The organism is Methylacidimicrobium tartarophylax, from assembly GCF_902143375.2.
In the GTDB taxonomy this organism is placed as follows: Bacteria; Verrucomicrobiota; Verrucomicrobiia; order Methylacidiphilales; family Methylacidiphilaceae; genus Methylacidimicrobium; species Methylacidimicrobium tartarophylax.
In genome coordinates this window covers 1-10,920 of the sequence record NZ_CABFVA020000084.1, presented here as the reverse complement: position 1 = coordinate 10,920, position 10,920 = coordinate 1, and the positions used below count along the sequence as shown (strand labels likewise).

Below are 10,920 nucleotides of genomic sequence, written 5' to 3'. Positions count from 1 at the left end.
CGATCCACCGTCACAAATCGCTCAGCCATGCCCTCTTTTACCATATTCCAGAGGGAAACGGAAAGGCCGACAGGCTGTTAACCGGGGAGACGGAGATGTAGCCACGAGAGTTGATGCATGCGGCCCCATAGAGGAAGGAGGATCTCCGGGTGCTGCTCGGAAAGAAGGCTGGCGGCGCGAATCGTATGCCAGCCGGCGGAGACGGAGAAGGCTTCTCCCAGGTAGGGGAAGGAGCCTAGGGAAGGCACCCGGCGAAGGAGGACTCGTTCGAGTGGTCCGAGCCAAGAGGCCTCGGCCGTGGGATAAGCCGGGATCTTCGGTGGCAGCTCGCAGGCAAGCTTGGAGGCCATCAAGGCCAGTTCCCCTCGGTTGCGGTAAGGGAAGCTCGTTGGCGCTCCGAGGAGAGCAAAGAGGGCATCCTCCGGACGGGTTGTCAGAAGCAGGGCGGCCGCGCCCTCAGTCGGTCGAAAAGGCCGGACTTTTCGAAGCCAGCCAGCGGAGTGGAACGCATCGAGCATTACCGGGGTGAGCTCTTCGGCTGCGGCGACAAGAGCGGTGGAGGCGTGTCCGAGTTCGAGCCAAATCCTCGCCATCCGGATCCCCTCGACCCATGCCGACTCATCACCGATCAACGAACAGGTGGGACCGCCGAGTCCGAATACGGCCGCTGCGTGGCTTGTTGCCGCGTTGTAGACGGTTTCGGGGAAAAGGAGGGGGCTCGCGAAGCGGCGACCCTGGCTTCGATAACCGGTGAAGAAGCGAGCGGTATGGGCAATGCTGCCGTTGTTGAAGATCGCAACCAGCCCTATTTGGGATCTCGCCTGCGCCGTTACGCCGACCAGCGCCTGATGGATGGCCTCGACCAGGAATTGCGCCAATCCTCCCGCGCGGCGAAGCCGCGGCTCTGCCGTCCATCTGTTCCATCGGGGATCGGAGCGGTCGACGCGGAAGACGGAAAAGCTGCAAGACGAGGAGGAAGAGAGGGCCATCTCCTTTTCGGCCGGTGAATGCCATTGCGCAAGGGGTTCGGCCCCCAGCCCGGCGGGGGAAACTGCTCCGACCGCGTTCACGTAGACGGGCAAACGATCAGTCATGACGGGAAAAGAGTAAGGCGGCATTGGTGCCCCCGAACCCCACGTTGACGCTCATCGTGTGATCGAGCGGGAAAGAGGGTTCCAGAGGACGAACCAGGGCTCGTCCCACCTCGGGAAGAGGGTTGGGGGAGTTCCACTGAGGGGGGAGCCGCCCCGTGGACAAGGCGAGAACGGAGAAAACGGCCTCAATCGCACCCGCAGCGCCCAGGGTGTGGCCGATGATTGCCTTGGTGCTACTCATCCGCGGGGTCTTCCAGCCCGCTCCGAAAAAGCGGGAGTAGGCGTGGGCCTCTGCCTCATCGTTCAAGGCAGTGCCCGTCCCATGTGCGTTCAGGTAACCGACTGCTTCCGGGGAGAGTTTGGCCTGAGTAAGAGCGTATTCCATGGCTTGACAGAGCGCGCGTCCATCAGGAGAGGGCTGGGTGAGATGATAGAGATCGGTGGCTTGGCCGTATCCGGTCAATCGACAGAGAGGTCGAGCGCGTCGACCCAACGCGTGCTCCAAGGATTCCAGGACGAGAAAGGCGGCGCCTTCCCCGAGTAAGAGCCCGCTGCGTCCTCGATCAAAGGGAGCGCAACGCTCGGTCGTCAGAATGCGCAACGAATCGAATCCGACAAAGACGGTCTCCGCGAGCGCCTCGAAACCTCCGGCCAGCACGCAGGAGGCTTCGCCGGTCCAGATTAGCTGTGCGGCATAACCCAAGGCGTCCGCGCCGCTGGAGCAGGAGTTGGCGATCACGATGGAGCGGCCGTATAGGCCCAGACATCGCTGAAGGTCGATGGCTTGCTGCTCGGGTTGGTAGCGGCCTACCCAGTGGAGATGGCCTTTTCGACCCGCGAGGATTTCCTCAAGGAATCGCTCTCCGAACTCCATTCCGCCTTCGGTTGTAGCTAGGCAGAGGGGGATTTGGGGTAGCTTCGCCTGCCCATTTGGGAGCAAAAGGTCCGCTTGGGCGAGGGCTTCCCGAGCGGCGGGAATGGCGAAGCGGGAGGTGCGAGGGAGCCGGTGTATCTCCTTGGACGTGAGGGAGGGGATGTCCGGGATCGCAGCCTGAGCGGCCGAGCGGCAACGGCATCCCTCCGTTTCGAACAGATCGACCGGGCGTCTCCCATCCAAGCCCTCCAGCACGCTTTTCCAAGAGGAGGCGGCGTCCTCGCCGAGGGCCGTGACCGCCCCCAGCCCGGTGACGGCGACGACGGCTTTTGCTTCCCGCGCAGTGGACATAACTCGTTTTATTACTACACGGAGAGCGAAGAGACGATCCAAGGGAAAAGATGGCCATGCTTCCCCCGGAAGGGGACCCTGTGGCCGGTGGCGTGTGGTAGAGGCGGACCCCCGGCTTGGGGCAGGGGGAAATTCCCAGTAGATTTTTTATATACAGTTATATAGACTAGACCTCTTATCTGGATGAGCACCCAATCGGTCACTTACAATGAGCTACGCGCCCTTCTCGTGGAATCTTGTATGCTCCGCATTCCGGTCGAGAACATTGGTGAGGAGACTCCCTTTTTCGGCCCGAACGGCATCGGGCTCGATTCGATTGATGCTCTCCAACTGACTGCGGAACTGGAACGACGATACGGGGTTGCGATTCAAGATCCTACGGTGGCGCGAAAGGTACTGGAGAATTTATCCACGCTCCGTGTCTGGCTCCTGGAGCAGCAAGGCCGAGAAAATCCATGAGCGATCCGGTCATTATTGTGGGAGGCGGTCCGGCGGGAAGCGCCGCAGCCAGCCTTCTTGCCCGGAGCGGCAAGAAAGTGCTGCTTTTGGAGAAAGAGGTCTTCCCTCGCTTTCATATCGGGGAATCGCTGTTGCCCTTTTCCCATCGGGTGCTGATGCGAATCGGGGCATGGGAAAAGGTGAAAAATGCCGGTTTCATGATCAAGCCGGGAGCCGAGTTTGTCTTAAGCAATGGGAGATCCTTGCGGCGTTTCTTTTTCGCAGACTGCTTGGCCGAGCCATACGACAAGACCTTTCAGGTGGAACGATCCCGCTTCGATAGCCTCCTCCTTGATCATGCCAAGGAGTCCGGAGCTTCCGTTCTCCTCGGGGCGGTCGCGCGTGGGTTTCAGGAGGGTCCGGATGGCGTGGAAGTGGAATATGAGCGGGCGGGAGCGATCGAGCGGGCCCGAGGGCAATGGTTGATCGACGCGACGGGGCGTGAGCCTTTCGTGGCCAAACTCCTTCGACTGCCCAAAACGGATCTTGGGATTCCGAAGAAGATGGCCGTTTATGCGCATTTCCGGAACGTGCGCCGCAATCCAGGGAGAGCGGCCGGAAATATCACGATCGTGCGTCTTTCCAACGGCTGGTTTTGGCTCATTCCGCTCGATGAGGAAAAAACGTCGGTCGGTATGGTGAGGCCCATCTCGGTGTTTCAAAGCGGGAAGGGCAGTCCTCCGGAACTCTTTGAAGAAACGGTGCGTGCGAGCAGGGAACTCCGATCGCGGCTGGAAAACGCGGAGGCGATGAGCTCGTACCGGACCACGGCAGATTATACCTATCGGTTGGAATGCCTTGGGGGCTCCCGATGGTTGGCCGCGGGAGATGCGGCCGGATTTTTGGATCCTATCTTTTCCTCGGGGGTGACGGTTGCCTTGGAAAGTGGCGTGGTTGCGGCAGAGGAGATCTTGAGCCAGCCGGAAGACTCGAGCGGACTTTCTCCCGAGCAGCAATGCGAGTTCACTTGTCGGATCCATGCGCTGGCAAGCCGCTTCGCCGACATGATTCAAATGTTCTATGACGACCGGGCGTTCGAAGTTTTCATGACGCCTCATCCTCCGAGCGGGATGAAAGATGCGATGATTCATCTCCTGGCGGGAAACCCCGATCTCCCTCTCTCACTCCGGCTCCAGGTCAAGCTGTTCTATTCGCTTTGCGCGATGCAGCGGCGTTGGCGCTTGGCGCCCGCTCTCGATTACCTGTCGGTTTAGGCCGAACTTGGGTCTACCCGGGGACGCTTGATTCTCTTCGACCCAGCGGGAGGAGGATCCATTCCGCTCGGCTTCTGTTCCAGGACGGCGGGGCCCTCCGTTCGGAGAAAGTTGCGGAAGCTCTCCGCGGTTTGGGAGAGCTGCTTTCCTTTGGGATAAACGGCATACCAGTGCCGCTGCAGAGGAAAGCCGGCGACATCCAGAATTTGAAGGAGGCCCTGTTTCACCTCGGGACGGATATTGCGCCCGGAAAGTACGGAAATACCCAGCCCAGCGATCACCGCTTGTTTAATGGCCTCGCTACTCCCGAGCTCCATGTAGGGCTCGAGGACCAGTTTTTCGCATCGAAACGCTTGATCGACGGCGGCGCGTGTTCCGGAACCGGACTCTCGACTGAGGAATCGTTGCTGGAGGAGATCTCGAAGAGGAATATTCCGTCTTCCGGCGAGGGGATGATTCCTCCAGCCGACGACGACAAGGGAGTTGTCCAAAAAAGGAAAAGTTTCCACCGGGAGTCCTTGAGGTACTTGTCCCATGATGACTAGGTCGTCCTGGTTTTCGGCCAGCCGCTGAAGAACTTGTGCCCGATTGATGACCAGCAGGCTCGGACGTACTCCCGGATATCGGCGCACGAAGGCTCCGAGCAGATGGGGCATGAAGTATTTAGAGGTGGTCACCCCGGCCACGTGCAGCGGTCCCTGAACCCCACCCTGGAGGGAGAGAACAAGGTTGCCCAAGGCATCGATCTCGCGGCGGATGACCTGAATCTGGCCTGCCACGGCTTCCCCTACGCGAGTGAGGTAGATCTTTTTGCCGATGCGCTCGACGAGCGGCAGACCGACGGTCTCCTCGAAGCGTTTCATCGCGATGGAAACGGCCGGCTGAGTCAAATGCACGGCTTCGGCCGCCTTGGTGAAGCTTTTGTGGTGAGCAATCGCCTCAAACACGCGCAATTGCTGCAATGTAAAATCCATTTCTAAAACTAATCTATCTAATAAAAACAATCAAATAGGATTATTGATCGAGCCGCCGTATAAGGAGAGGAAACGAGGCGGGGCGATAGAGAAGGCTCCGGTCTCGGAAAAGCAACAGGAGGGCGGATATGGCGATGGTGAAGCACGATGGGCAGGGGCAGAAGAAGAGCCGATGGGCGGCCGGGGTGACTCCCTATGTGGAGATGGGGTACTACAAGGCGGACTACAAGCCGAAGGATACGGACATTATCGCGGCGTTTCGGCTGGTGCCGCAGCCGGGGATGGATCCGGTGGAAGCGGCGGCGGCGGTAGCCGGGGAGAGTTCGACGGCGACCTGGACGGTGGTCTGGACCGACCGGCTGACGGCCTACGAGCACTACCAGGGGAAGTGCTATCGGGTCGATCAGGTGCCGGGGAGCGACCAGTACATTGCCTACATTGCCTACGACCTGGATCTGTTCGAGGAGGGTTCGATTGCGAACATGTCCTCTTCGATCATTGGGAACGTTTTCGGCTTTAAGGCGCTCAAGTCGGTCCGGCTGGAGGATTTGCGGATTCCGCCGCACTACACGAAGACCTTTCAGGGGCCTCCGCACGGGATCATGATGGAGCGGGAGTACCTGAACAAGTATGGGCGGCCGCTTCTTGGCGCGACAGTGAAGCCGAAGCTTGGGTTGTCGGCGCGCAACTACGGGCGGGTGGTCTACGAGGCCTTGCGTGGGGGATTGGACTTTACCAAGGACGACGAGAACATCAACAGCCAGCCCTTCATGCGGTGGCGGGACCGATGGCTCTTTTCGATGGAGGCGGTCAACCGGGCGCAGGCCGACACCGGAGAGGTCAAGGGTCACTACTTGAACGTGACGGCGGCGACGATGGAGGAGATGTACGAGCGGGCCGACTTTGCGAAGGAGTTGGGGAGCGTGGTCGTGATGGTTGACCTGACGGCGGGGTTTACGGCTATTCAATCGATGGCCAAGTGGTGTCGGCGTAGCGGGCTGCTTCTGCATCTGCACCGGGCGGGGCATAGCACCTACACGCGGCAGAAGAGCCACGGGGTCAACTTCCGGGTGATTTCCAAGTGGATGCGTCTGGCGGGAGTCGACCACATTCATGCGGGGACCGTGGTGGGGAAGCTGGAGGGGGATGTTCACTCCGTTCAAGGCTACTACAAGACCTTGCGGTGCAACCGAACCGAGGCCGACCCTTCGATCGGGCTTTTCTTTGAGCAGGATTGGGCCTCGATGGCGGCGGTGATGCCGGTGGCCTCCGGAGGGATTCATGCGGGGCAGATGCACCTGCTTCTGCACTACTTGGGGGAGGACTGCATCCTGCAGTTCGGTGGAGGGACCATCGGGCATCCGGATGGGATTGCGGCCGGGGCGACGGCGAACCGGGTAGCGCTGGAAGCGATGATTCAGGCACGCAATGAAGGGCGGGACTATCTGCACGAGGGTCCGGAGATTCTGCAGAAGGCCGCGCGGCATTCGCCGGCTCTGACGAAAGCGCTGGAGATTTGGAAGGATGTGAGTTTCGAGTTCGAGTCGACCGACGTGCCGGATGCGGTGGCGACTCCGGAGCTCGTTTAAGGAGAAAAAGAGATGAGACTGACACAAGGGACCTTTTCTTACCTGCCGGATTTGACGGAGGAGGAGATTCGGGCGCAGGTGGAGTACTGTTTGCGCAATGGATGGGCGGTGAGCATCGAGTTTACCGACGATCCCCATCCACGGAATGTCTATTGGGAGATGTGGGGGCTGCCGATGTTCGACTTAAAGGATGCGGCTGGGGTGATGCACGAGCTGGCGGAGTGCCGGATCGCCCGTCCCAACGATTACATTCGGATTAGCGGCTACAATCGGCAGCAGGGATATCAGAGTACCATGCTCTCCTTTTTGGCGCAGCGTCCCAAGGAGGAGCCGGGTTTCTTCCTCGATCGGATGGAAGCCGCGGATCGCCAGATCCGCTACACGACCCGACCCTATGCTGCCCAAAAGCCTCCCGGCCACCGCTACTAAGAAGGCCTAGACAGAGTTTGTGACCAGCGGGAGCGGCGTTTCTCGGGAACGCCGCTCCCGTTGCCTAGGGCAATTCCTAGGCCACCGCCACGGCGGCCTGGAGTTCTAACCTTTGTACGACAGGCGGGCTAAACTTCCTCCGGGCTTCCCCGACGATGCAGATGCTGACGGGCCTTCCGCCGCTCATAGCGGCGAGCTAAGGCTTTTTCGTGCTTGTGGCCCGGCAGGCGAAACAGAGTTTTCGACTTCAGGCAAGAATCGAACGGATCTTGAGTCAACCGCATTCCATACCTCCTTCCTGTTTCTTTTCCAATCGGATCGCTTCTCGATAGAAAAGCGGGAAGTGTGCCAATTCGAGCACTACATCTCCCATTGAGGAAATCCGATTGCCATCGCTTTTCCCGAAGCCTACTCTTCTCCGCAAAGATGCCAAGTCCGCGATAATGGCAAAGTTAGTAAACGAAGAATGGCGGCGAAGTCTGGTCGTGCCCGGACTAGGAGAGTTCTCCTTCTTTTCACTACCGGCCCTCGAAGAAGCCGGCCTCGGGCCGATCCACCGGCTTCCCATTAGCCTGCGGATCTTTCTCGAGTCCCTCGCGCGCTTTTGTGGAACAGCGACCGTAAATGAAAAGGATGTGGAGGAGTTAGCGCGTTGGGATGCCAGGCACCCGGCGCGCCGGGAAATTCCTCTTCGAGTGGCTCGAATCCTCCTGCAAGACTTCACGGGGGTTCCCCTGCTTGTGGATCTGGCGGCGATGCGGAGCGCTTTGGCCCGCATCGGCCGGGTGCCCAGTTCGGTTGAGCCGGAGATTCCGGTCGATCTCGTGATCGATCACTCCGTTCAGGTGGATTTCTTCGGAAGATCGGATGCGCTGGCGCGGAATCTGGAATGGGAGTTTGTCCGGAACCACGACCGGTACGCCTTCCTGAAATGGGGCGAGGGTGCCTTCCGCAAGCTGCGTATCATCCCTCCCGGGATCGGAATTTGCCATCAGGTAAACCTGGAATATCTCGCCAAGGGGGTCTTCGTTCACGAGGAAAAGGCGGGTAAGCTCCTCTACCCCGACACCGTCTTGGGAACGGATTCCCACACGACGATGATCAACGGACTCGGCGTGGTCGGATGGGGTGTCGGAGGCATCGAGGCCGAGGCGGCGATGCTCGGCGAGCCTTACTATCTTCTCACTCCGGACGTGGTCGGCGTCTATTTAACGGGATCCTTGACTCCCGGGGTCACGGCGACCGACCTTGTGCTGCGGATCACCGAGAAGCTTCGCCAGGTCGGCGTAGTCAATAAGATCGTAGAGTTTTTTGGTCCAGGCGCCTCTTCCCTTGCCGTCCCGGATCGGGCGACTCTCAGCAATATGGCACCGGAATACGGGGCTACCATGGGGTACTTCCCGTTCGATCGGGAATCGCTCGCGTATCTGCGGCGGACGGGTCGTCCGCGGGAGCTGCTGGAACTCGTGGAACGTTACTATGTCAGCCAGGGGATCTTCGAAATTCCCCAAGAGGTGGGCGAACTCGACTACAGCCAGGTCGTGGAGCTGCCGCTCGACGGGGTGGAGCCGGCGGTCGCAGGACCGCGCCGTCCGCAGGACCGCCTTGGGCTCCGCTCCCTCAAGGGAGCATTTCAGCAACTCCTGACGCTTCCCACAGAACAGGGCGGTTACGGAAAAACCAGTGAGGAGTTGAGGACACGAGTCCCCGTTCGGCATGAGCCCGGGGCCGGAGAAGTCCACCTCTTGGAGCCTAACGGGGGAGAAGCACTCTCTTCCAGTGAAAGCGAATTGCGCGATCTCCACCCCACGCCCGACCCGGCATCGGACTTGGCGAACGGGGTTGCGGGGGAAATTGGGCATGGGAGCATCGTCATCGCCGCCATTACCAGCTGCACAAACACTTCCAATCCAAGCGTGATGCTGGCTGCCGGCCTTCTCGCGAAAAAGGCGGTCGAGCGGGGGCTCACCGTGCCCCCGTACGTCAAGAGCTCTTTGGCTCCCGGCTCCCGAGTCGTCTCGGACTACCTGTCGCGCACGGGGTTGCAGAACTTCCTGGACCAGCTGGGATTCGAGGTGGTGGGCTACGGGTGCACGACCTGTATCGGCAATAGCGGGCCACTGTCGGCCTCCATCGAGGAGACGATCGGCGCCCATCAACTGGTGGTCGCTGCGGTGCTCTCCGGAAATCGCAATTTCGAGGCGCGGATCCATGCGGCGGTGCGCGCCAACTTTCTCATGTCTCCGCCGCTTGTCGTCGCTTTCGCTCTTGCAGGGAGGGTCGACTGGGATCCGGAATCCGAACCGTTGGGGCAAGATCGGGCCGGCCGGCCGGTATTTCTGCGCGAAATTTGGCCGAGAGCCGAAGAAGTAGAGGATCTGCTCGATGCGGCAATGGACCCGGAGACCTTCGTCCGTCTGTACGGTCATTTCGGCGAGATGAATCCTCAATGGAAGGAGATCGAGGCGGCTAGAGGTGAGATCTACTCCTGGGATGCAGACAACTCCTATATTCAGGAGCCGCCTTTTCTGGAGAAGTTTTCCTTGGAAGCGCCCGTTCGTCAGGCATGTGTCGGTGCCCGCGCTCTCTGCATCCTGGGAGACTCGGTGACAACCGACCACATTTCTCCGGCGGGAGCGATCAAGACCGATGGCCCCGCAGGTCAGTATCTGAAAGGGCTGGGCCTTGGCCGGGAAGCGTTCAACAGCTACGGAAGCCGTCGGGGTAACGATCGGGTGATGGTGCGCGGTACATTTGCCAACGTTCGCTTGCGCAATCGAATCGTGCCCGGAGTGGAGGGCGGCGTGACTCGCCATATGCCCGAAGGGGCCATGATGTCGATTTACGACGCCGCCATGAAGTATCGGGAAGAAGGAGTACCGCTGGTGGTTTTGGCCGGACGGGAATATGGGACCGGTAGCTCCCGAGACTGGGCGGCCAAGGGCAGCGCGCTCTTGGGTGTCCGCGCGGTGATTGCGGAGAGCTTCGAGCGCATCCATCGCGGGAACCTTGTCGGCATGGGTGTCTTGCCCTGCACGTTTCGTAGTGAGATCCGTCTTTCCGATCTCTCGCTCACAGGAGACGAGATGTTCGAGATTCCGGGATTCGAGCAGGATCTCGCACCGGGCCAGGAGCTCACGTTGCGGATTCATCGCCCAAGCGGTGCGATCCAGGAGGTCTCGATCCTTTGCCGGATCGACACTCCGGCTGAAGCGGACTATTTTCGACACGGCGGCATTCTCCCTTATGTACTGCGTCGGATCGTAGCCCGCGAAGCGAAGCCCGCGTGAGGATTCAACTCCCGCAGACGGAACCAAAAGATTGCCGGATTGTCTTTCATGGTGCCGGCCCTGCTGGGCCTGGTTGGGCTAATTTTTTGTTGGTCGAGTCTGCAAGACGGGCCGGAGCCGCGGTTTTCCCCCCAAGCGCAGTCCTGATTCTGCCCCTGTTGTTTTCTCGGCTCTGGGGGAAACCCAAGGCGGTTTCTCTTTTCGGCTATAGTCGCGGAGCGGTAAGCGCCGTTCGCCTCTCTCGCTTCCTCGCGAAGGAGAAGATTCTCGTCTCTCTGCTCTATTTGATCGATCCGATCCTGCTTTGGGGAACTCTTCTTCCGCTTCCTTCCGCGGTAGAGAAGACCTTTTGCTGCTTCCAGCGCAACGGAGCCCGGCTTCGGCTTCTGGTCGGACATTTCGGGAAGGGAGTAAGATGCCAGGAAGGCCGCAAGGCGAAGCAGCTGCTGGAAGAAGAGGAGGCCGTTTGCTTTCCCGATGGGCGACCGATCCAACATGAGGACATGGTAAAATATGCTCTCGAGCATGCGCGCTTCCGGCTCGGAGAAGCGCTGGGGTTGGATCCGGGGACGGGGGCGGCGCGGCGGTAGCCGCCTCTATCGGCTGG

9 protein-coding genes are annotated in these 10,920 nt (G+C 60.1%); 6 read left to right on the top strand and 3 right to left on the bottom strand.

Going from position 1 to position 10,920, the window contains the following annotated elements; all coding sequences use genetic code 11:
- Positions 1 to 77: 77 nt before the first annotated feature.
- Both MAMT_RS07865 and MAMT_RS07860 read right to left on the bottom strand, forming a co-directional pair.
- A complete protein-coding gene (locus MAMT_RS07865; RefSeq protein WP_178087016.1) occupies positions 78 to 1,094 on the bottom strand; it encodes a beta-ketoacyl synthase N-terminal-like domain-containing protein in 1,017 nt (338 codons plus the stop codon).
- Entirely contained in the window at positions 1,087 to 2,319 is a 1,233-nt protein-coding gene (locus MAMT_RS07860) for a beta-ketoacyl-[acyl-carrier-protein] synthase family protein (protein ID WP_142660433.1), read from the bottom strand. The genes MAMT_RS07865 and MAMT_RS07860 overlap by 8 nt, the downstream gene beginning before the upstream one ends.
- A 183-nt stretch (positions 2,320 to 2,502) precedes the next feature.
- On the opposite strand from MAMT_RS07860, the gene MAMT_RS07855 reads away from it, so the two are divergent.
- Positions 2,503 to 2,778 carry an acyl carrier protein gene (locus MAMT_RS07855; protein ID WP_142660432.1) on the top strand — a complete coding sequence of 92 codons (276 nt, stop codon included), beginning with the start codon at positions 2,503 to 2,505 and terminating at the stop codon, positions 2,776 to 2,778.
- Positions 2,775 to 4,031 (top strand): NAD(P)/FAD-dependent oxidoreductase, encoded by a 1,257-nt coding sequence (locus MAMT_RS07850; protein WP_142660431.1) that lies wholly within the window; start codon positions 2,775 to 2,777, stop codon positions 4,029 to 4,031. The genes MAMT_RS07855 and MAMT_RS07850 overlap by 4 nt, the downstream gene beginning before the upstream one ends.
- Here MAMT_RS07850 and MAMT_RS07845 read toward each other — a convergent pair.
- Positions 4,028 to 5,005 carry a LysR family transcriptional regulator gene (locus MAMT_RS07845; protein WP_142660430.1) on the bottom strand — a complete coding sequence of 326 codons (978 nt, stop codon included), beginning with the start codon at positions 5,003 to 5,005 and terminating at the stop codon, positions 4,028 to 4,030. The genes MAMT_RS07850 and MAMT_RS07845 overlap by 4 nt on opposite strands.
- Positions 5,006 to 5,139: 134 nt before the next feature.
- Between MAMT_RS07845 and MAMT_RS07840 the strand changes: the two genes are divergently transcribed.
- The 4 genes from MAMT_RS07840 to MAMT_RS07825 all read left to right on the top strand — a co-directional run bounded on the left by MAMT_RS07840 (position 5,140) and on the right by MAMT_RS07825 (position 10,903).
- Complete coding sequence (locus tag MAMT_RS07840) at positions 5,140 to 6,594, top strand: form I ribulose bisphosphate carboxylase large subunit (protein ID WP_178087017.1); 1,455 nt, start codon at positions 5,140 to 5,142, stop codon at positions 6,592 to 6,594.
- A 12-nt stretch (positions 6,595 to 6,606) separates the two neighbouring features.
- Complete coding sequence (locus MAMT_RS07835) at positions 6,607 to 7,023, top strand: ribulose bisphosphate carboxylase small subunit (protein ID WP_142660428.1); 417 nt, start codon at positions 6,607 to 6,609, stop codon at positions 7,021 to 7,023.
- Between the two features lie 443 nt (positions 7,024 to 7,466).
- The gene (locus MAMT_RS07830) at positions 7,467 to 10,313 is read left to right on the top strand and encodes an aconitate hydratase (RefSeq protein ID WP_178087015.1); all 2,847 of its coding nucleotides are present in this window, start codon (positions 7,467 to 7,469) and stop codon (positions 10,311 to 10,313) included.
- A gap of 86 nt (positions 10,314 to 10,399) precedes the next feature.
- Positions 10,400 to 10,903 carry an alpha/beta hydrolase gene (locus tag MAMT_RS07825; RefSeq protein WP_142660427.1) on the top strand — a complete coding sequence of 168 codons (504 nt, stop codon included), beginning with the start codon at positions 10,400 to 10,402 and terminating at the stop codon, positions 10,901 to 10,903.
- Positions 10,904 to 10,920: the final 17 nt, after the last annotated feature.